Genomic DNA, 21,114 nt, shown 5'->3' on the forward strand with positions numbered 1-21,114 from the left:
TAGATGAAAAAAGTAAATTATTTTGGTACTGGTCGTCGTAAAAGTGCTGTGGCAAGAGTTATTTTAACTAATGGTACTGGCAAAATTACAATCAATACTAGAGATTTTGAAAAATATTTGCCATTACCTGCAACACGCTTAGAAATGATTCAACCTTTAGAATTAACTGAAAAAAGAGAAGCTTTTGATGTAAGTGTGAATGTAAACGGCGGAGGGCTTTCAGCTCAAGCAGGCGCTATTCGTTTAGGAATTGCACGCGCTTTAATTGAAAGTGTTCCCGAATTAAGAGCTATTTTAAAAAAAGCTGGTTTATTAACTCGCGATGCTCGTTGTGTTGAACGCAAAAAATACGGTTTAAAAAAAGCTCGTCGAGCACCACAATTTTCCAAACGTTAATCCAAAAAAGAACTTTGTCAAAAAGTTCCTTTTTTTTAAATTTTCCACCAACACCTCCCCTATCGATTTTAAATTAAAAGGAAAACCCTTACTGTAACTATGAAAAAAATTAAAGTTCGTTATGCTCCAAGCCCTACTGGTTTTTTGCATATAGGAAATGCCCGCACTGCTTTATTCAATTATTTGTTTGCCAAACACAATCAAGGAGAGTTTATCATCCGCACCGAAGACACCGATTTTTCACGCAATGTTAAAGGCGGCGAGGCTTCTCAATTAAAAAATTTACGTTGGTTAGGAATTGATTGGAGCGAAGGGCCCGATATCCAAGGACCTTTTGGACCTTATCGCCAATCAGAAAGACTTCCCATTTACCAAAAATACGCCCAAAAACTACTTGATCAAGATCTCGCTTACAAAGAATTTCAAGAAGGACACACCACTTTTGCCATAAGATTTCGCGTTCCTACCAATCAAACTTTTGCCTTTGATGATTTAATTAGAGGCAAACTTACTTTTCAAAGTCAAGAAATCGAAGACTTTATTATCCTCAAATCAAACGGCTATCCTTCTTATAATTTTGCAGTTGTCATTGACGATCACTTAATGCAGATTTCTCATATTTTTCGAGGAGAAGAACACATCACTAACACTCCTAAACAAATTATGATTTATCAAGCTTTCCAATGGCATCTTCCTCAATTTGCTCACATGACTTTAATTCTTAACGACAACAAAAAAAAATTAAGCAAAAGAGATGCTAATATTATGCAATTTATTGAACAATATGAAAAATTAGGATACTTGCCACAAGCATTATTTAATTTCTTATCTTTGTTAGGATTTAGTCCTTTAAGCCAAACCGAAATATTAAGTCCCCAAGAATTAATTAATTTATTTGATGTGGCACGCCTCAATAAAGCTCCTGCTATGTTTGATAAAACTAAACTAGATTATTTGAATAATCAACATTTAAGAAAGTTGCTTCCAGAAGTAATTGCATCATTTATTTTGCAAAAAAAATATTTAGCTCTTACAACCGCTCCTACAAATGACAAAGAGTGGATGACTAAATTTGTGGCTTTGTTTCAAGATAGAATGAATTATATGCAACAAATCACAGATTTTTATCAACTTTTTTTTCAATCCACACCTTTTTTATCGCAAGAAGCTACACATTTTTTACAAACTAATCCCCAAACAACCCTTATTTTAAAAACTTTTTATAATGTTTTTGATGTTATTGTATTTGAAAAAGATGTTATTGCTAATTCCATTAAACAAGTTACTAACCAAAATGATTTTGCTAAAAAAACACTTTTTATGGCTTTGCGTATCGGAACTACTTGCAAAATGAATGGTCCCAGTATCGCCCTTTTATTAGAATTGTTAGGAAAAAAACAAGTACTTAAAAATCTATCTTATGTTTTAGAACAAGCCCAAAAATTTTAATTAATTCCATTTGAAAAATAATATTTATATATTTCATAATTAATTTAATTTACTTATCATTTTATTTTATATAATTCATTCCATCGCAATTTAACCCTTATTTTTTTCTTTTATTTGCCCCCTCATTTTTCTTTATGCCATTTTCCAAACAAAAAGGATTTCTTTAATGCTAAAAATTTATAACTCTTTAACTCGCAAAAAAGAATTTTTTAACCCTGCCCATCCGCCCCAAATTAACATGTATGTTTGTGGACCTACTGTCTATAATCACCTGCATTTAGGAAACACCAGACCGTTAATTTTTTTTGATACAGTGAAAAGATATTTAGAAATGCTTAATTTTAGGGTATATTATGTAGTAAATATTACTGATATTGATGATAAAATTATTGAAAATGCTCTTAAAAACCAAGTTTTGGAACAAGATTTAGCCAATAAATATATTAAATCTTTCAACAATCTCCTCAAAGCCCTAAACATTCAAACCATTAATTTTAAACCTCAAGCTACTCAATATATCAATTCTATGATTGTCTACATCCAAACTCTTTTAGACCAAGGATTTGCTTATTTTACCGATCAAGGAATATATTTTTGTGTATCTAAAATTGATGATTATGGTAAACTCAAAAAACAAGATTTATCCCAACTTAAACAAAATGCACGTAAACAATTAGACCCCCAAAAAGAATTTCCAGGAGATTTTATTTTATGGAAAAAAACTTCGCAAGGTATTACATACCCAAGTCCTTGGTTTGCAGGGCGTCCTGGTTGGCATACTGAATGTGCAACTATGATTGAACAACTTTTTAAATTGCCTTTGGATATTCATGGAGGAGGTACAGATTTAAAATTTCCTCATCATGAAAATGAAATTGCCCAAACACACGCCCATAGCCACCAAAAACTAGCTAATTTTTTTATGCATGTAGAAAGATTAGATTATCAAAATCAAAAAATGTCTAAATCTTTAGGAAATATTATTTGGTGTAAAGATTTATTAAAACAATACAATCCTTGCACAATAAAGCTTTTAATTTTGAGTACTCATTACCGCAAGCCAATCAATTTTAGTTATGATTTGATGGAACAAGCCCAACAAAAATACCAAAAAATAACTGATTTTTTAACTAAAAATAATTTTTATTTAAAAGTTAATCAATTTTCTTGCCAAGCCTTAGACCAATATATAATGCAGTTATTTCATCAATTAATGCAAGATGATTTGGCTACTCATAAAGTAATTGATTTAATGGAACAAACAATTAAACAAGCCCATCAAACCCAAATTTTGGATAAGTTATCCCAATTTCAAAACTCTTTATTATTAATTTTAAATATTTTAGGAATTACAATTCCATTTAACAAACCAACAAAAACAGACTTACAAACATATTTTTTGTGGCAAGATGCAAGAAAATGTAGAGATTTTTCCCAAGCAGATATTTTAAGAAAGCAATTATTAGATAAAGGCTTTATTTAAAAACTTTGAAACACTCAAATAATTTGCCCCCACATTTTAATTATTTTTTTTACCTTTTTTTATTTTTCAATATTATTTATTGCAATTCACAAACATTACAATAATTTTATTTATTTAGAAAAAGACCTCTTAATTGAGGTTTTTAATATATTATCAGTATCAGAGGGAATCGTGCTAAAAGTTTATTATAATCAAACCATCTTAAATGTTCCTTTAAACACTAGTTTAGAAACTTTAAAAAATCAATTAAACCTTAAAAATGTTTATGCTGCCAAAGTAAACAATAAATTAAAAGAACTTACCTTTAAATTGCATGCCCCCATCAATCAAATTACTTTTTTAGGCGCTTGGAACGCTGCGGCTGTAAATATTTATGAAGCTAGTTTAAGATATTTAGTTGCTATGGCATCTTACAAACTTTTTGAAAATATTTCATTACATTTTACTTATTATAGTTCTTCTAGTATTTTGGTATCTTTTCCCAAAGAAATTACCTTTTTGCCAGAAATGTTTCAAAAAATTAAAGAAGAAATGCATTTGTTAGTATCGCAAAAATTAGATATTACCAAAAAGAAATTGCCCCTTGAAAAAGCCTTGCAAATTTATCAATCTTTGGGATTTGGGGATAAAATTAGTCTCCTCAAACAAAAAGCTCCTTCCTTTGCTACCCTTTATTTTTGCCAAAACTATTGTAATTATATGTATCAAGGTTTACTTCCTAACACTAGTTATTTAGATAAATATCATTTATTTTATCATCAAAATGGGTTTGTTATGCAATTTGTAACTCCTTTTAGTGATGAAAAAATTCCTCCTTTTCAACAAGAACCTCTATTTGAACAAATGCTTACTCAAAGTTTGGCTTTTAAAAAAACTATTCAAATGCAAAATGTTTCCCAAATTAATCAATTTGCCAAAACTGCTCAAAGTCAATTTAATTTAATTAATCTTGCAGAAATTAATCATCAAAATCAGTTGCAACAATTAAGTGATAAAATTGCTAAACGTGCCTCCAATCTTAAAATTATTAATATTTCGGGCCCTTCTTCTAGTGGAAAAACTACATTTGCTAAAAGATTACAATTACAATTACAAGCGTTTGGAATTTGTACTTTTATTATTGCTATGGATAATTATTATTTGCCTTTGAAAGATATTCCCAAAGAAAAAGATGGCATCTCCTTTGATTTTGAAAGTATTGATGCCTTAAATATTCCTTTATTTAATCAAAATATCTATGATTTGCTGACTTGCAAAAAGACTATTATTCCCCAATTTGATTTTGTTACTCGTAGTCATACCCAAAAAGATATTCAAACCCATAATCATATTATTTTGGTAGAAGGAATACATGCCATAAACCCTAAACTTACTCCTTTTATTCCAAGATTACAAAAATTTCAAATCTATATTGCCCCACAACATCAATTATCACTAGATTTCCACAATCCTTTACATTTAACCGATGTGAGGTTTTTAAGAAGAGCTATAAGAGATTATATTTCTAGGAATACTACTATTTTAAGGACTTTTGAGTTTTGGGATTCTGTGCGAAAAGGGGAGTTTAGATGGATTTATCCTAATCAACAAGAAGCTGATTTTGTTTTCAATTCTGAATTAATTTATGAATTTAATGTTTTGAAACCATATTTAATTCCTTTGTTATTGCAAATTCCTGAAACAAGTAAGTATTTTGATAAAGCTCAGTATTTTTTAAATTTGTTAAGTTTTTTTAAATCTTTGGATTCTAATTTAGTGTTTCATGAGTCTTTGTTAAAAGAATTTATTGGTGGGAGTCCTTTTTATTTTTAGATTATTTTATAATTAAATATTTTGTTATATGGAAAGATTAACTTTTGCAAAAGTTAATCTTTTTTTGTTGAAAAAGATATATTATATAAATGAGGATGTATAAATTATAATTGCAGTATTTAAGGCAAAAACTTATCAATATGCAGTTGTATCACAAAAATAGTTATATTCATGTTATAATTAAGCTGTAAAAAGTTATTATATTTTAATATTTAAGTGTATAAAGATATTTAAATATAATTTATTCAAAAATATTCATACACAAAATATTGATGTGAGGAACTTTATGTATCAGAAAAAAATTTTAATTAGATTTGGAGAATTATTTTTAAAAGGAAAAAATAAAAAAGCTTTCATTAATACATTAAGACAATTATTACAAAATAAAATTAAAGACCTTTGCAACGTTCAAATGTATTTTAAACATGATTATGCTTATCTAGAATATATTTATGATGCAAGTTTAGAAAAAGAAATTCTTAAAAGATTATCTTATGTATCAGGGATTTCTTCTTTTGTTGTAGTAAGTCAAGCAAGTAGACAATTAGATGATATTGTTCAAAAAGCTTGTTTATTGTTGCAAGAAAAAATTACAAAAAATACTTCTTTTAAAATAGACACCACTAGAAAAGATAAAAGTTTTGCTTTAAAAAGTTTGGAACTTACCCAACAAATTGCTCCTTTAATTTTAAAGCAGTTTGAAGGTAAATTAATAGTTGATGTTAAAAATCCTCAAGTTATTTTACATGTTAGTATTAGAAAAGAAAACACTTATCTTTATTTAAAAAGTGATGAAACTCAAGCTTTAGGAGGATTTCCTGTTTCTTCTGGTGGTAGAGGAATTGTTTTGATGAGTGGTGGTATTGATTCTCCTGTAGCTGCTTATTTGGCGATGAAAAAAGGTATTACAGTAGAGTTATTACATTTTGAATCAAGCCCTTTAACTCCTTTAGAATCAATCCAAAAAGTAATTGATTTAGCTAAAGTTTTGAGTCGTTATGCTTTTGGTAATCAAATTAAATTGCATTTAGTGCCTTTTAGATATTTGCAAGAAACAATTACTAAAACAGTTCTAGATTCTTATATCATTAATGTTATGCGTCGGATGATGTATCGTTTAGCTTCTCAATTTGCTTTTCAAAAAAATCATTTATGTTTAATTAATGGTGAATCAGTAGGACAAGTAGCAAGTCAAACTTTGGAAAGTATGCAGACAACCACTCAAGTAACGAGTATGACTATTTTAAGACCTTTAGTTACTATGGATAAAAATGAAATAATTAAAATAGCTAAACAAATTGATACTTTTGATATTTCTATTCGTGCTTTTCATGATTGTTGTACTCTTTATTTGCCTCAAAATCCCACCACTAAACCAACTATTCTAAAAGCTAAAAGAGAAGAGCAAAAAATAGATTATTTTCCCTTATTAAATGATGCTTTGCAAAATACAATTACTCTAAATATAGACCAACATTTGCAATTTAATATCTGTGATTATGGTTTTTTTGATGTAAAAGAAGCAATTAAGCATTTTTGCGAACAAAATCCAGAGCAAACAATTGTAAGTCAATATTAAAATACAAAAGATAAAAAACAATTCAATAAAATAATATTTAAAAAGAGCTTAAAATGCAAATTAATTTTATATTTTTATGCTTTACTAATTTCATTCAAAGGAACATTTATGATTACATCGAAACAAAATCATACTTTTAAAAAATTAAAAAAATTACAATTAAAAAAATATCGCGATTTATATCAACAATTTTTAGTATATGGTGATCATCTCATTGAACAAGCACAAAAAAACAACGCTGTTGTTACCATTTTTACTTCTAATGAGGAAAAACCAGGAACTTTTATTGCGCCTTCTTTGATGAAAGAATTATCTCAAACTAAAACTGTCTTTGAGCAAATGGCTCTTTGCAAACCTACCTCAGAGAATAATTTATTGTCTGATAAAATTTTAGTTTTGGATGATATTCAAGACCCTGCTAATTTAGGAGCTTTAATGCGTTCTGCTAGTGCTTTTGGGTTTAATCAAGTTTTTGCCAGTTTTCATAGTGCTGATTTTTATCATGAAAAAACTATTAGATCAAGCCAAGGTGCCTTATTTTCGCTTTCCTTAAAAAGAGGCAATACTAAATTCTTTTTAGAAGAAATTAAAGAAAAAAACTATTCTATTTTTAGTGCTTTTCCCCAAAAAGCCAATATTACTATGGAAGATGCTAAAAAATATCCTAAAAAAGTATTAGTTTTAGGAAACGAAGGACAAGGGATTTCTTTGGAAACAGAAGCCCTTTCTGATTATTTTGTAAATATTTGCACTCAAAATGTCGAAAGCCTAAATGTTGCAGTTGCAGGAAGCATTTTAATGTATCTTTTGTAATTACCAAAGATAAAAATTTATTGCAAAAAAATAAAACAATAAAATATCATAAAACAAATTATAAAATAAATAAAATAATAAAGAGGTTTAAAAATGAATATATTACATGATATTAATCCTGAAAGAATTACAAAAGAAGAGTTTATAGTAGTTATTGAAATTTCTCAAGGAAGTAAAAAAAAATATGAGATTGACAAAGAAACAGGTCTTTTGTTGCTTGATCGTTTTTTGACAACTGCTTTTCGATATCCGATTAATTATGGATTTGTTCCTTTAACTAATTGTGAAGACAATGATCCTTTAGATGTTTTGGTGTTATCTCAAGAAATCCTAGATCCTATGACTTTGGTAAAATGTCGTCCTTTGGGAGTAATTAAAATGATTGATAATGATGAATTAGATGAAAAAGTAATTGCAGTTCCTGTTTTTGATAAGTATTTTTCTCATTTACAAGATTTAAAAGATATTCCTTTGCCAATGATTGCAGAAATTAAGCATTTTTTTGAAAATTACAAAGCTTTGGAAAAGAAAAAAGTAGTTATTGAAGCTATACAAGATAAACAAGCAGCATTTAGTGCTATTGAAACAAGTCTTTTAACTTATCAAAAAGTTATTAAACCTTCTTTAAAGAAAGAAAAAAAGCAATAAAAACCTTCTTATATTTTTGCAAATAAAGTTTATTTGTGTTTTGCCTCCATATCATTTTTCAGTTTTAATAAGGCTCAATTGTAATTAAATTATTTGATTAATATTTGATTAAAATGTTTGAAAAGAAAAGATTTGACAATAATATTGGTGATAAATATACTGTACAACAAACTTATTTTAAAAAACTTACTAACTCAAATTTGATTATTGCATTTATTTCATTTTGCAAAGGAAAAGTTTAAATTATGAAAACAATTATCACTAATAAAAAAGCATTTTATGATTATTTTTTAGAAAAGAAAAAATATCAAGCAGGAATAAAATTATTAGGAAGCGAAGTAAAATCAATTAGAATAGGAAAAATTAATTTATTAAACTCCTATATTCATATCAAAAATGAAGAAGCTTTTATAGTGAATATGACTATTTTAAAATATCCTTTTAGTTGTTGTTTGGCATATGATGAAAATAGAACTAAAAAGATTTTGTTGCAAAAACATGAAATTATCCAAATTCAAAACAAAATTAAAACTGAAAAATTGTCTGTTATTCCTTTAAAAGTTTATTTTAATAAAAATTTAGTTAAATTAGAAATTGCCTTAGCTAAAGGTAAGAAACAACACGATAAAAGAAATGCTTTAAAAGACTTTGATGCTAAATTGCGTATTCAAAAAACATTAAAAAACTTTAATCAAAAACAATAACTCTTAACCCTTGTATTTTTTAATGAATAAAAAACCAATTTTAAAAATCCCCAACTTAAATTGCTTAATATTTTGTATTTTTTTGTAGTTTAACAATAATTTATAACAATTAAATTTTTGCAATAATAATGATACAAAATAATTAATTATTTTGTATTTTTTGCTTTTATGCAGATATCAAATTAGACAATAATTAAGGACACATGAATGAAAATTTCTAAAACTCGTTTTATTAAGTTTTTAAAAGTTTTAAAATATTTGAATTTTAAGTTTTTGTATCAAAATAAATCTCAGTTTCTTTTGGATTTTTCCAATGAACTCAAAGATTTAATTAATGAAGAAACTTATGCTAAAAAACTTGCTTTTTTACAAGAAAATCTAAGCGAGCAAGACGAATATCAAGCTGTTTTAAACCAAAAACATTTAAACATTATGCAACCTTATTACAAACAATTAGAGCTTTTGGTAGGTTCTTATTTGGAAAAACATTTTCCAGGAGAAGTTATTTTTTCTTTGGAAACTTATCAACAAAAAAAGTTTCAAATGAATAAACAAGGATATCAATTTTATTGTTTTTTAGATGGATATCAAGAAGACAAAACTACTATTCGTATTTTTGAAACTAAAACTACTACTAGCAAAAAATTCTTAAAATTGCAATTTGTAAACGATAACAAAGAAAAAATGCCCTTTTTCCATTATACAAGTCCTAACACCTTATCACCTTTTTGCAAGGGCTCCAATCAAGACAACCCATCTTATCAAAAAAAAATGCAAACTTTTTTTAATCCCAAATCACAAGAAGGAAAATACATCTATGATTTAACTTATCAAAGATGGGTAATTGAAAATAATTTAACTGAGGCACAAAAAAATAAAAAAATAGAGTATTATTTGGTAGTTCTTAATTCGGATTATGTTTATGATTGCAAAAGTTGTAATGCGGCTTTGGATCCTAACTTGCTTACTTTTATTGATTTGACTTTGATTACACAACAAGGAACTCAAATATTAGAAAATGATGCCAATCTTTTAATTTCTTATTTGTCTTCAAAAACTAACAAGCCAAACGACACTTCTGCTTATTATTTGTTGCCTGAAAAAATCCTTCATTTTTATGAAAACATCCCTTCCAAAGACAGTATTTTTACTTATTTTTATAATCATTTAGGTTTTTTTGACTCCCAAAACAAACAAAAACACGAAACACAACAGTTAATTTTGCAACAATATTATCATGTTTCTGACATTCCTTTTGCTTGGTTGAATCGTTTTGATAACAAAGTGCAACAAAAAGTTACCCAAAAAAAGCTTCCTTATTATTGTTTTGATAAGATTAAAGCAGGGTTGCAAATTCTAAAATACCCTCTTTATTATTTAGATTTTGAGGCTTTTCCGTGTCCTTTTCCTAGATTTAAAGGCGAAAAACCCTATACTCAATCCTTATTTCAATTTTCACTTCACATCGAAAAAGCCCCTGGTTTGTGCAACAAAGATAAAAATCACGTTTCTTTTTTGGCACCCGATCACGCCGATTACAGAAAAACCCTATTAGAAAAACTAACCAATGCCATTTTAGATGATGGAGGCTCCATTATTGTTTATCATAAAGCTTTTGAAAAAACACGCCTTCAAGAATTATCTTTGCTTTTTCCTGAATATTCCTTACAAATCCAAAACATTATTGCGCGTATTTTCGACCTTAAAGACCTTCTAAAAGGCAGCAAAACTTTTTATCAAAATCTAGGATTTGATTCCGAACAAGCCGCAGGCATTAATTTTTATCATCCCCATTTGCAAGGTTCTTTTTCTATCAAAAAAATTACTCCTTTATTTTGCAATTTGAATTATCAAAATTTAGTTATTCAAAATGGTATTGAGGCTTTTTTAACTTATATTCAACTGCCTAAAATGTCTCCTTTGCAATTTCAAGCGCAATTTCAAGCCTTAGAACAATATTGCAAACAAGATACTTGGGTAATGGTAGAAATTTTGAAAGGACTTATCAGCCAAACCCAAAAACCTAATTTCTTATATTTAACTCCTAAAGATATTGTCCAATAGTCAAATTTATTATTTGTATCTCCTTTTTACTCACAAAATTCCTTAAGGATGCATAAAAAATTGTTATTTGCCTTGGGAAATGATATAATTATATTATGAGTTATTTTTTTTCATCAAAAGATAAAAATGGTGCTTGTAACAAATCACTGTTTTTTTTATTTTGTATCTGGTTTTAGTTGGTTGTGTTTGTTAATGTTAAATTCGCCCACATCTAACAAGATGCATTTACTAGGAGGTATCGTTTGATTAGTAAGAATTTTTTTAAACTTTTAGATAAAATCGCTCAAGAAAGAGATTTAGATAAAGACCAAGTTATTGATGCTTTTGCTAAAGGATTGATTTCTGGTTGCAAAAAAAATCATAAAGTTAAAAGCTGTAAAATCCAGTTAAAAGAAGACAAAAGCGAAATTATTTTATATAAACAATTTTTGGTTGCCGACGAAGCTACTATGAGCACTATTAATTTAAAAGAGTCAACTCCCATTACTCTTGAAGAAGCCCAACAAATTAAGCCTCATGCCAAAATAGGTCAAGTAATTGATATTAAAGTTGATCCTAAAGATTTTAATCTATACGCTGTCAAAGAACTTAAAAATCAATTCAACGAAGAGCTTACCAAAAAGAAAAGAGAAAACATTTATAATTTTTTCAAACAACAAGAAGGCAAATTAATTAGCGCTAAAATTATTTCGGAAAACGATAAATTTTATAATTTGGAATTAGAAAAAGAAATTACTACCTTGCTGCCTAAAAAAGAAATTGCTTCCAATAATGAAATGCAAGTAGGCGAAAGAATTCAAGTTTTTTTGTCAGAAGTAAGAAAAACTACTAAATGGCCTAAGATTTTTGTCAGTTGTAATCATGTGGGACTTGTAGTTAAAGTGTTAGAAGAAAATATTCCTGAAATCCAAGAAGGCATCGTTAAAATTGCAGGGATTGCCCGCATCTCTGGCGAACGTACCAAAATTGGTTTATTGTCCTGCGACGCTCAAGTAGATGCCATTGGCTCTTGTATTGGCGAAAGAAGCAACCGTATTAAAAATGTTATCAAAATCCTTAAAGACGAAAAAGTTGATTTATTTGTTTGGAGCGACGATCCCCAAGAACTTATTGCAAATGCCCTCAAACCTGCTTCATGCCTTCAAGTTGTCATCAAAGATGACATTAACAAATACGCTCTTGCAATTGTTCCTGACGACCAATTTTCTTTAGCGATTGGTAAATTAGGTAAAAATGTTAAATTAGCAGCGGAAGTAACTAAGTGGAATATTGATATCAAAACCTTAGATCAAGCCCAAACAGAAGGATTAATTTAATTGTAATGACTGTTTTGCGAACTTGTATAGTTTCTAAAAAAATTCAAGATATCAAAAAAATGATTAGAATAAATAGCACTAAACAAGGAAAAGTAGCTGTTGATTTTAATTTAGCACTTCAAGGAAGAGGAGTATATCTAACTTTAAAACTTGAATATGTTATTTTGTCGCAAAAAAAGAAACTTTTAGATAAAAAACTCAAAACCAAAGTTCCTGAAGAAATATATCAAACTCTTTTAAAATTGATTGCTTTACAAACTTAGCAAACATTTTTATATTTTATTTATGCATTTTTCCATCTTTGAAATATTTTTTGTTCACTTCACACTTCACATTTTTTATTTTTTGCCCAATTTATTTTTTATGTTGCAATCTTTTATTTTCATGCATTAAAAATTATTAAAATTAAAGGAGGGATGTAAATGACCCTTAACAAAAAAACAAATAATGAAAATTCATCCAAAACTACCCCTAAATTATCCAAGGCAACGGATTTGCGAAACGATTTTGCTAGTAAAAACTATGTTTTTAATCCCCAAGACAAAGTTTTTCAAATCGCTCAAGTTTTTGGCATTACCAGTGCTTTTTTAATTAAAAAATTATTACAATTAGGACTTAAAGCAGATGTTAATCAAACCTTAGAAAAAGATATTGTTGAACTTTTAGCCAAAGATTACAATATTCAAGTAATCGAACCCCAAGAAAAACACACCCCACCACAACTTCAACCGCAAATGCCTTCCCTCACTAAAACCAAACTCAACCAAAAACTTAATTTTCAAAAAACACCGCCCATTGTAACTATTATGGGACACGTTGACCACGGCAAAACTACTCTATTAGATGCCATTCGAAAAACTCGTGTAGTTGATCAAGAATTTGGAGGCATTACCCAACACATAGGAGCTTATCAAGTTGAATACCAAGGAAATAAAATAACTTTTATTGATACTCCAGGACATGAAGCTTTTGAGAAGATGAGGGCTAGAGGAGCTAAAATTACTGATATTTGTATTTTGGTAGTAGCAGTTGATGATTGCGTCAAACCACAAACCTTAGAATCCTTGAAGCACGCCCAAAAAGCCCAAATTCCTATTATTGTTGCTTTAAATAAAATTGATAAACCCAATAATAACACACAACAAATTATGCAAGAATTATCTAGTTATGATTTGTTGCCTGAAGAATGGGGCGGCACTACTCCTTATATTGCTATTTCTGCTTTAAAAAGAGAAGGTTTGGAAAAAATATTAGAAATTATTCTTTTAGTTAGTGAAATCCAAAATTTACAAGCTAATCCCGATCAAAAAGCTCAAGGAACAGTTATTGATGCAAGCCTTAATAAATCTTTAGGACTGGTGGCTACTTTTATTGTAAGTGATGGCAACCTTAAAGTAGGCGATATCGTCGTTGCTGGAGCTTCTTATGGAAAAATTCGTTCCATGGAAGATGAAAACAAAAAAACACTAACCAAAGCCTTACCTTCGCAACCTGTGCGTGTTGCAGGATTAAAAGGAGTGCCTCAAGCAGGAGATATTTTTTACGCCGTTGATAATGAAAAACAAGCACGCCAAATTGTAGCCGAAAAAAAATCCCAAACTAAAGAAACTTTAGCCAAAACCCTTTCACCTCTTAATTTAGAAGATATTTTACAAGACTTAGAAACCGAAAAACCGCAAGAACTAAATATCATTTTAAAAGCTGATACTCAAGGAAGTTTGGAAGCGCTTCAAGGTATGATTGCCAAAATTAAAGTATCTGATCTTAAAGTGCAACTTTTGCGCGCTGCTGTTGGCACCATTACAGAAACAGATATTGCTTTTGCCAAATCATCAGACAGTTTGTTAATAGGCTTCAATATCAAACCTGCTTCTTCCACACTCAAATCTGCTCAAAGACAAGAAGTAAAAATTACTATTCATAATGTTATTTACCGCATTATTGAAGATATTGAACAAAAATTAAAATCTATGATTAAACCTACTTTTGAAGAAGTGGTTACTGGTAAAGTAGAAGTAAGAAAAATTTTTAATATCAGTAAAGTTGGCAATATTGCTGGTTGTTATGTGACACAAGGTATTGTCAATAATAGCGATTTTGCCAAAGTAATGCGCAATGATGAAGTTTTATTTAAAGGTAAAATTGCATCCTTAAAACATCTCAAAGACAACATTAAATCTGCCAAACAAGGTTATGAGTGCGGCATTTTACTTGATGGTTTTAATGATTTTGAAATTAATGATATAATAGAAACATCTAAACTAAGCAAAGTAGAGGAATAAAAAATGGTAACAACAGCTGAAAGATTGTCTAGTCTAATTCAAAAAGAATTGGTGTTAATTAATGATGTTATTCAAGACGAACAAATAGGATATATTAATTTAACCGATGTTAAAGTAACAAAAGACTTGTCTTTTGCTAATGTTTATTATACTATTTTAAGCGATGATCCAACTGTTTTGAAATTAACAGAAGAAACTATTCAACAAAATAAAGTTGTTATTCGGTTGGAATTAGCTAAAAAAATTAAAAATTTTCGTAAAATACCTGATTTAGTTTTTAAATATGATAAATCTTTATCTTATGGACGCCGTATAGAAAATATTTTAAAAGATATTAATAAATAATTCTTTCTTTGTTATTTGTTTCAATAATTTATATAAGATATGCTTTAATAAAGGCGTCTTTTTTCTTTATTGGCGTTTGTATTTTGTTATCTTTGTTATTAAAAATAATTTGCGCACAAAATACAAAAATTAAAATCACTTTTCTTTGTGCAATTCCAAAAAATAATATAATTAGTAAAATAATTCAAATATATAATTGCAAAAATAAATTTGCAAACGGCTTTTGTTTTGTTTTTTTGCTTTTGCTTATCATAAATAATAAAATGAAATAATAAAACACAACAAAAAGAAAGAAAAAACGATGAAACTTATTGTAGGTTTGGGAAATCCAGGTACCAAATTTGTAAACACTCGTCATAATGTTGGTTTTGCTGTTGTTGATTCTTTTTTAAGTCAAAATAAATATCAAATCTTGAAGGAAGACAAAACCGCCCACATTTATCAAATTAATTTTAACCACCACCAATCATTATTGATTAAACCACAAACGTATATGAATTTATCAGGTGAAGTGGTAAAAAAAATTATAAATAAATATCGCATTAAGATAGAAAATATTTTAGTTATTGTAGATGATATTTATTTGGATGAAGGCAAATTAAAGTTAAAAATGCAAGGTGGTCATGGAGGGCATAACGGATTAAGGAATATTATTGATCGTTTAGGCACTAAACAATTTAAAAGGTTAAAAATAGGAGTAAGTTTAGATTCTTGCATGCCTTTGGATCAATATCTTTTAACGCCTGTCAATGCAAGCAGTCAAAAAAATATTTTAAAAAACATTAATATTATTAATAAAATTATATTTAATTTTATCCAAGATGTGGATTTTAATATTTTAATGAATGGGTATAATTCTAAACTTTGATTTTGTATTACCCATTATTATTTATTTGAAAATAAATGATTTCTTAATTGAACAAATTTATAAAGGTATAAAAAAAGAGCAAATATGAAAATATTTGCTCTTTTTATTTATTTTATTTCTTCTTGTAAATCTATTTTTGTGATTTTGATTTGAGAAATTACTTTATCATTGTGTTTTAAGATTGTAAATTTAAAATTCTTGTAAATGATTTCGATATTTTTGTCATTTGGTTTGGGGAATCTTCCCAATTGTCCTATTAAAAAACCACTTAAAGTATCATAATCTTCAGTGCTAAATTCTAATTTAATTGCTTCTGCGACCTCTTCTAAATCAGCAAATCCATTAACAATATATTCATTTTTGGCAACTTCTTCAATCATTAGCTCTTCATTGTCGTATTCATCCGAAATTTCACCTAAGATCTCTTCAATTAAATCCTCAAAAGTAATTATTCCAGCTGTGCCACCATATTCGTCAATTACTATTGCCATATGGGTTTTGTTTTTTTTCATTTCGCGGAAAAATTCATTAGTATTTTTTGTATCTGGGACCAAATAAGGTTTTCTAATGAATTTTTTCAAATCAAAAATTTTATTTGGGTTTGAGGACATTAAATAATTAAAAATATCTTTAACATGTAAAATGCCTATAATATTATCAATACTATTTTCATAAACTGGAAAACGTGTGTATTTTTCATTTTGGATAGTTTTAATTAATTCTTTTTTGGTAATTTCAACATCAATTGCAACTACTTCGGTACGGTGGCGCATTACTTCAGAAATGTTTGTGTGATCAAATTCAAAAATATTTTGAATCATTTTATTTTCATCTTTGTCAATGATGCCTTTTTGATAACTTGAAGTTAACATTAAGCGTAGTTCGTCTTCTGAGACTTGTATGCTATTTTTGTTAGGATTTAGTCTGAAAACAATAAGAAAAAGATTACTTACTTGAGTCAAAATCCAAACCAAAGGCGTAATTAACCAAGCAATTAAGGAAATAGAACCAGAAAAAAGATAAGCAATTTTGAAAGGTGCATGCATTGCTATGCGTTTAGGAATTAATTCTCCAAAAATAATAGAAAGGGTAATAATTAAAGCCTCAATTCCGATGTTATGTAATGAAAAATGCCCTTCTGTTTCTCTTAGCCAACAAGATGTTACAATATTTCCTTGAAAAAAAGTAATGATGTGAATCATAATTTGAATTACTGATAAAAAAGTGGTTGGTTTGGCTTTGATTTTTTTGACTCTTAGAGCATTTTTATTGCCCTTTTTGATATCTAATTCAATTTTGCTTTCGTTAGTAGAAATAAAAGATATTTCACAAGTTGCAAAAAAAGCATTTAATGCGATTAAAATAATCAATATGACTATCGGATTCATAAGAAAAAACACCTTTTGGCATTAATGCACATTTTTTTATTTGCTAAATTTGATTTTTTACCCACAAACGTCTTTTTTTCAAAGATCTTTATTGTGCTAAATTTTATACTATCACTATCGTCCATATTTTTTTGAAACAACACCTCGCCTTTAATTTATATTTTTAATAACTAACTGATTTCATTTTAACATAAATAATAAAAAATGTCAATTTATAAAGTAAAATAATTGCTGGTTTTTCATTTGTTTTTGCTCGCTTTTTGTGGTACATATTTTTTGTTAATGGAAAATAAAAGCAATAAAAAAGAATAGTAATTTTATTTGGGTGTTTCTTTTGGTTTTGTGATTTTTTTGTGATTTGTGGTAATTGAAAAAATTGATGACTATTTTCAAAAACTTCTGTTTGCTATTATTGTTGCCTTTTGGTTTGGCGTTTCTTTTTTGCCTCCATGCAATTTTAATTTATCTTTGGATTTTATAATTTGTTTACAATAAATTAGCAAACCTATCAAAAATAATTAAAGCATCTTGGTGAATGTTGTTTTCCAAAATAAAATCTAGATCCAAAGGCCAAATGCTATATTTTAGTGTCAATAAACAGCGATAACGGTTATTTTTTTTAGGAATAAGTGATAAAACAGGACCTAAAACAGTTATTTTGTGTGAAAAGCGATTGGCCAATGCTGCTTTGATGCGGTAAGCAATATCAAAAGTTTTTTTAAAATCTTTATGAGAGATTAAAATTTGGCTCAGGTATCCAAATGGAGGGTTTTGTGACATTTTTCTTTCTTCTAAAAGTTGTCTCAAAAACTCCTTTTCTTCATATTTGACTGCCGCATTAATTGCAAAATGGTCTATATTATAGCTTTGCACAATTACTTTGCCTTGTTCTTTTCTGCCACAACGTCCTGCTGCTTGAATGAGTAATTGAAAGGTTTTTTCTGAGCCTTTAAAACTAGGAATTTTGAGTAAAGAATCTGCCATTAAAATACCTACTAAAGTAACTTTGTGAAAGTCAAGTCCTTTGGCAATCATTTGAGTTCCTAACAAAATATCTGCTTTTTCTTGATTAAAATCGTTCCATAATTTTTCGTATTGACTAATTTTTGTGATAGTATCTGAATCAAATTTGATAAGTCTTGCTTGCAAAAATTCTTTTTGGAGATAAGCTTCGATGTATTCGATACCAACGCCTACTTCTTTTATTTGTTCTTTGGAGCAGCGCATGCATTTTGGTGTAAATTGCTCTTTATAGTTGCAATGACTACATTTTAATAGTTCTTGTTTTTGATAAAAAGTAAGGCTATTGTTGCATTTATGGCATTTGGGGACAAAGCCGCAAAAACGACATAAAACAAATGGTGCAAAACCTTTAGTGTTGATAAATAAAATGGCTTGTTGTTGTTTGGCTAGAACTTCCCTTAATGCATGTTTAAGGCTTTGGGAAAAAGGTTCTAAATTGCCTTTTTTTAATTCTTCTTTCATATCTACAAGTTCGATGGTAGGTAAAGCATCAATTAAAGCTCTTTTGGTAAGGCTTAAAAGTTGATAATTTTGTTGTAAAACTTGATAATGACTTTCCAAAGAAGGAGTAGCGCTTCCTAAAATTAAAGGAATTTTGTGGTATTTAGCCCTTATTTGTGCCAAGGTTCTTGCATCATAAGTGGCGCGCTCTTTTTCTATTAAAGCCTCGTCGTGTTCTTCGTCAATGATGACAATTCCTAAATTATTTAAAGGAGCAAAAATAGCACTACGAGTGCCTAAAACAATGCAGGCTTTTTGTTCTTTGATTTTTAAAAATTGGTCTAAATGTTCTTTGGGGCTTAAATAACTGTGTAAAATAGCTATATTTTTGTTTGTGAATTTGGCTTGGAGGCGTTGCATTAAAGGAGCTATTAACATTACTTCAGGTACCAATAATAAAACTTGTTTATTTTGATTGAGAACTTTGGTAATTAAATGGAGATAAATTTCAGTTTTGCCTGAGCCTGTTTTTCCGTGTAAAAGATAAGTTTTGTGGTAGTTAAGATTTATTTTTTGTGCTATTTGTTGTTGTTCTTCATTCAAAATTATTTTTTTGTCTTCTGCAAGTAAATCAAAGTTGTGATTTAGAATTATACTTATTTTTTGTTCTGTTTGTAAAAGAATCTTTTTGCGGATTAAGGATTGAATAATGCTGTTTGAAGTCAATTCTAAGGCTTTTTTTCTTGTGATTTCTTGAGTTTTTATTTTTGGTTTGCTATGTTTGATTTCATTTGAGCTTGTTTTATCTAACATTTTTAAAGGTTTTAATTCTTTTAATTTTGCAATAAAATCTTTTTGCTTGGGTGTTAATTTTATATCTTTTTGTTCACTTAATTGCGGATTAAGGTGGTAAATGCATATTTTTTTTTCAGTGTTTTTTTCTTTGAGTTGTAAAATATCTTTGATTATGACAATTTTTTTCTTAGATAGTTTTGTAAAATATTCTAATAGTTTTTCTTGGGATTTGTTTTTGGGATTTAAAAAAAGTTCCTTTTTGTTTGCGAAAAAACCTTTGAGATTTTCAGGAAATAACTCCTTATTTATAATTTTAATTTCTTTTAAAAAAGATTTTACAAATTCTTTGGGGAAAATAGTTTCATAAACTAAGGCTTTAATAATGAAAGGAGTTTTTAACATTTCTTGGGATAATAAAAAAAATTCTTGATCAAAATAAGGAGTTTCATCTAAAATAGTTATTATTTCTTTTAAGTTCTTATTGAACTTGCTATTTTCTTTTAAATTGATAATATAGCCTAAGCGTTGCGAATTAGCATTACCAAAAGGAACTACAACTCTCATTGCTTTTTTGATTATCTTTTCAAAATGGGGTGGTACCAAATAATCAAAAGGTTTGTTAATTTCTTGATATGTAGTTTTTATATCTATAATTATTTCAGCTATCAATTTTTTATCCTTGCTTTCCTTATTGCTTTAGTTTTTGAGGGTTTGATACTTCAATTATAACAAAATTATAAATCATTTGGAATTAATAAAAAAAGAGACTTTAAAAAGCCTCTTTGGGATTTGTTTGATTGTAATTAATGTGTGTAAACGATTTAATTTATTTTTTTACAGTAGCTAATTTATTTTTGTTAGGTTTATTACCTGCTTTGGTTTTAGTTTTTTCAGAATTTTCTTTTTGTGCTTCTGGTTGTTGTGTCTCATCTAAAGCATAAATTTCTTTTTGACTTAAAGTATCTTTATCTAATAAAGTTTGGGTTATTTTTTCTACTAATACTTTATTTTTTTCTAAAATGTTTTTAGCTTGTTTGTAGCATTCATCTACTATTTTTTTAATTTCTTGGTCTACTTGATAACGAGTTTGTTCGGAACATTTTTCAAAGTTAATATATCCTAAAGGACTCATTCCTGAATAAACCACCATCCCAAAAGCAGTGCGAGTAGCTTGTTTAAGATCGGAATACACTCCATTAGTTCTAGCTTTAGAAAAGAGTTCTTCAGCGGCTGCTCCACCTAAGGCAACAACGATGTTATAGGTGAGTTGTTTTTCGGTATTGCAAAAATATTCTTTATCAGATGTAGGCCACATATAACCTAGAGCGCCTCCTCTTGGAGTAATAGTGAGGGTTCTTACTTTTTCAGAACTATGAGGGTGCTTCATTACAATAACAGCATGTCCTGCTTCGTGGTAAGCTGTCATTTTTCTTTCTATTTCATGAATAACTAAAGATTTTTTGGCAGGTCCCATATAAACTTTGTCAACTGACTCTTCTAATTCATCCATAGTAATAAAAGCTTTTTGGTTTTTGGCTGCTAAAAGAGAGGCTTCATTAAGAACAGCTGCAAGTTGGGCTCCATTCATTCCTGGAGTTCTTTTAGCTAAATGGCTAAAATCCACTAAAGGTTCTATTTTTTTGTTACGAGCATGAATTTTTAAGATTGCTTCTCTAGCTTTTACATCAGGAAGATATACTTGAATAGT

Annotated in this window: 16 protein-coding genes and 1 pseudogene; 14 read left to right on the forward strand and 3 right to left on the reverse strand. The window is 28.4% G+C overall.

Annotated elements, in window-relative coordinates; genetic code table 11:
• Nucleotides 1-3 precede the first annotated feature (3 nt).
• From rpsI to pth, 14 genes are all read left to right on the forward strand, one after another.
• Nucleotides 4-396, forward strand: coding sequence for a 30S ribosomal protein S9 (gene rpsI / locus KE631_RS01600; RefSeq protein WP_011160514.1), 393 nt, complete (start codon nucleotides 4-6; stop codon nucleotides 394-396).
• 99 nt (nucleotides 397-495) lie between these two features.
• On the forward strand, nucleotides 496-1,845 hold the full coding sequence (gene gltX, locus KE631_RS01605; RefSeq protein WP_212509128.1) for a glutamate--tRNA ligase: 1,350 nt from the start codon (nucleotides 496-498) through the stop codon (nucleotides 1,843-1,845).
• A gap of 166 nt (nucleotides 1,846-2,011) precedes the next feature.
• Nucleotides 2,012-3,328 carry a cysteine--tRNA ligase gene (gene cysS / locus KE631_RS01610; protein ID WP_212509129.1) on the forward strand — a complete coding sequence of 439 codons (1,317 nt, stop codon included), beginning with the start codon at nucleotides 2,012-2,014 and terminating at the stop codon, nucleotides 3,326-3,328.
• 171 nt (nucleotides 3,329-3,499) lie between these two features.
• On the forward strand, nucleotides 3,500-5,140 hold the full coding sequence (locus KE631_RS02645; RefSeq protein WP_212509130.1) for a nucleoside kinase: 1,641 nt from the start codon (nucleotides 3,500-3,502) through the stop codon (nucleotides 5,138-5,140).
• Between the two features lie 286 nt (nucleotides 5,141-5,426).
• Nucleotides 5,427-6,719 carry a tRNA uracil 4-sulfurtransferase ThiI gene (thiI, locus tag KE631_RS01620; RefSeq protein WP_249291107.1) on the forward strand — a complete coding sequence of 431 codons (1,293 nt, stop codon included), beginning with the start codon at nucleotides 5,427-5,429 and terminating at the stop codon, nucleotides 6,717-6,719.
• Nucleotides 6,720-6,827: 108 nt separating this feature from the next.
• A complete protein-coding gene (locus KE631_RS01625; protein WP_212509132.1) occupies nucleotides 6,828-7,532 on the forward strand; it encodes a TrmH family RNA methyltransferase in 705 nt (234 codons plus the stop codon).
• Nucleotides 7,533-7,625: 93 nt separating this feature from the next.
• Nucleotides 7,626-8,180 (forward strand): inorganic diphosphatase, encoded by a 555-nt coding sequence (locus KE631_RS01630; RefSeq protein ID WP_212509133.1) that lies wholly within the window; start codon nucleotides 7,626-7,628, stop codon nucleotides 8,178-8,180.
• Between the two features lie 245 nt (nucleotides 8,181-8,425).
• Nucleotides 8,426-8,884, forward strand: a complete 459-nt coding sequence (gene smpB, locus KE631_RS01635) for an SsrA-binding protein SmpB (protein WP_212509134.1) — start codon at nucleotides 8,426-8,428, stop codon at nucleotides 8,882-8,884.
• 207 nt (nucleotides 8,885-9,091) lie between these two features.
• Nucleotides 9,092-10,948, forward strand: a complete 1,857-nt coding sequence (locus tag KE631_RS01640; protein ID WP_212509135.1) for a DUF2779 domain-containing protein — start codon at nucleotides 9,092-9,094, stop codon at nucleotides 10,946-10,948.
• Nucleotides 10,949-11,190: 242 nt separating this feature from the next.
• Nucleotides 11,191-12,264 carry a transcription termination factor NusA gene (gene nusA / locus KE631_RS01645; protein ID WP_212509136.1) on the forward strand — a complete coding sequence of 358 codons (1,074 nt, stop codon included), beginning with the start codon at nucleotides 11,191-11,193 and terminating at the stop codon, nucleotides 12,262-12,264.
• A 5-nt stretch (nucleotides 12,265-12,269) separates the two neighbouring features.
• A complete protein-coding gene (locus tag KE631_RS01650) occupies nucleotides 12,270-12,527 on the forward strand; it encodes a YlxR family protein (RefSeq protein WP_212509137.1) in 258 nt (85 codons plus the stop codon).
• 159 nt (nucleotides 12,528-12,686) lie between these two features.
• Nucleotides 12,687-14,546 (forward strand): translation initiation factor IF-2, encoded by a 1,860-nt coding sequence (gene infB, locus KE631_RS01655; protein ID WP_212509138.1) that lies wholly within the window; start codon nucleotides 12,687-12,689, stop codon nucleotides 14,544-14,546.
• A 3-nt stretch (nucleotides 14,547-14,549) separates the two neighbouring features.
• Nucleotides 14,550-14,891 (forward strand): 30S ribosome-binding factor RbfA, encoded by a 342-nt coding sequence (gene rbfA / locus KE631_RS01660; RefSeq protein ID WP_212509139.1) that lies wholly within the window; start codon nucleotides 14,550-14,552, stop codon nucleotides 14,889-14,891.
• A 301-nt stretch (nucleotides 14,892-15,192) separates the two neighbouring features.
• Entirely contained in the window at nucleotides 15,193-15,759 is a 567-nt protein-coding gene (gene pth, locus KE631_RS01665) for an aminoacyl-tRNA hydrolase (RefSeq protein ID WP_212509140.1), read from the forward strand.
• A 107-nt stretch (nucleotides 15,760-15,866) separates the two neighbouring features.
• Here pth and KE631_RS01670 read toward each other — a convergent pair whose 3' ends face one another.
• From KE631_RS01670 to KE631_RS01680, 3 genes and pseudogenes are all read right to left on the reverse strand, one after another.
• The gene (locus tag KE631_RS01670) at nucleotides 15,867-17,147 is read right to left on the reverse strand and encodes a hemolysin family protein (protein ID WP_212509141.1); all 1,281 of its coding nucleotides are present in this window, start codon (nucleotides 17,145-17,147) and stop codon (nucleotides 15,867-15,869) included.
• A gap of 486 nt (nucleotides 17,148-17,633) precedes the next feature.
• Nucleotides 17,634-20,075 carry a replication restart helicase PriA gene (gene priA, locus KE631_RS01675; protein ID WP_212509142.1) on the reverse strand — a complete coding sequence of 814 codons (2,442 nt, stop codon included), beginning with the start codon at nucleotides 20,073-20,075 and terminating at the stop codon, nucleotides 17,634-17,636.
• A gap of 157 nt (nucleotides 20,076-20,232) precedes the next feature.
• Nucleotides 20,233-21,114 (reverse strand): annotated as a pseudogene (locus KE631_RS01680) (ATP-dependent metallopeptidase FtsH/Yme1/Tma family protein); the annotation flags it as partial.

The sequence above is a fragment of the 'Santalum album' aster yellows phytoplasma genome, from assembly GCF_018283495.1.
In the GTDB taxonomy this organism is placed as follows: domain Bacteria; phylum Bacillota_I; class Bacilli_A; order Acholeplasmatales; family Acholeplasmataceae; genus Phytoplasma; species Phytoplasma asteris.

Bases quoted from the DNA above. Each gene is read 5' to 3' on its own strand.
- rpsI (WP_011160514.1), top strand. From the start codon at position 4: ATGAAAAAAGTAAATTATTTTGGTACTGGTCGTCGTAAAAGTGCTGTG.
- gltX (WP_212509128.1), top strand. From the start codon at position 496: ATGAAAAAAATTAAAGTTCGTTATGCTCCAAGCCCTACTGGTTTTTTG.
- cysS (WP_212509129.1), top strand. From the start codon at position 2,012: ATGCTAAAAATTTATAACTCTTTAACTCGCAAAAAAGAATTTTTTAAC.
- thiI (WP_249291107.1), top strand. From the start codon at position 5,427: ATGTATCAGAAAAAAATTTTAATTAGATTTGGAGAATTATTTTTAAAA.
- KE631_RS01625 (WP_212509132.1), top strand. From the start codon at position 6,828: ATGATTACATCGAAACAAAATCATACTTTTAAAAAATTAAAAAAATTA.
- KE631_RS01630 (WP_212509133.1), top strand. From the start codon at position 7,626: ATGAATATATTACATGATATTAATCCTGAAAGAATTACAAAAGAAGAG.
- smpB (WP_212509134.1), top strand. From the start codon at position 8,426: ATGAAAACAATTATCACTAATAAAAAAGCATTTTATGATTATTTTTTA.
- KE631_RS01640 (WP_212509135.1), top strand. From the start codon at position 9,092: ATGAAAATTTCTAAAACTCGTTTTATTAAGTTTTTAAAAGTTTTAAAA.
- KE631_RS01650 (WP_212509137.1), top strand. From the start codon at position 12,270: ATGACTGTTTTGCGAACTTGTATAGTTTCTAAAAAAATTCAAGATATC.
- infB (WP_212509138.1), top strand. From the start codon at position 12,687: ATGACCCTTAACAAAAAAACAAATAATGAAAATTCATCCAAAACTACC.
- rbfA (WP_212509139.1), top strand. From the start codon at position 14,550: ATGGTAACAACAGCTGAAAGATTGTCTAGTCTAATTCAAAAAGAATTG.
- pth (WP_212509140.1), top strand. From the start codon at position 15,193: ATGAAACTTATTGTAGGTTTGGGAAATCCAGGTACCAAATTTGTAAAC.
- KE631_RS01670 (WP_212509141.1), bottom strand. From the start codon at position 17,147: ATGAATCCGATAGTCATATTGATTATTTTAATCGCATTAAATGCTTTT.